The organism is Wenyingzhuangia sp. 2_MG-2023, assembly GCF_030548295.1.
Taxonomy (GTDB): Bacteria; Bacteroidota; Bacteroidia; order Flavobacteriales; family Flavobacteriaceae; genus Wenyingzhuangia.
In genome coordinates, this window is record NZ_JAUOSB010000153.1 from 1 (window position 1) to 247 (window position 247).

Consider the following 247-nt stretch of genomic DNA (forward strand, 5'->3'; position numbering starts at 1 on the left):
GCTTGTTCCATCATAACTTCCGGTGTACCAAGCATACTTAGAAACTGTTCTGAAAAAAAGTATCCTATGGCACCTAACACAATCGCTATCGTTGTTAGAATTACGACAAATGCATTTAAGTATCGTTTTAATCCTGTTTCATTATCCTTTCCTTTCTGCTGTGACAGAATGGTAAGTGCTGCATTATTCAAACCAATTATAAATGAAAGTACCGTAAACAAAATGGTTCCCGATACTGCTACTGCTC

1 protein-coding gene is annotated in these 247 nt (G+C 36.8%); it reads right to left on the reverse strand.

Annotated elements, in window-relative coordinates:
• The coding region (locus tag Q4548_RS17310) for an MATE family efflux transporter (RefSeq protein ID WP_369281306.1) at positions 1 to 221 on the reverse strand (221 nt) is incomplete at its 3' end.
• Positions 222 to 247 lie beyond the last annotated feature (26 nt).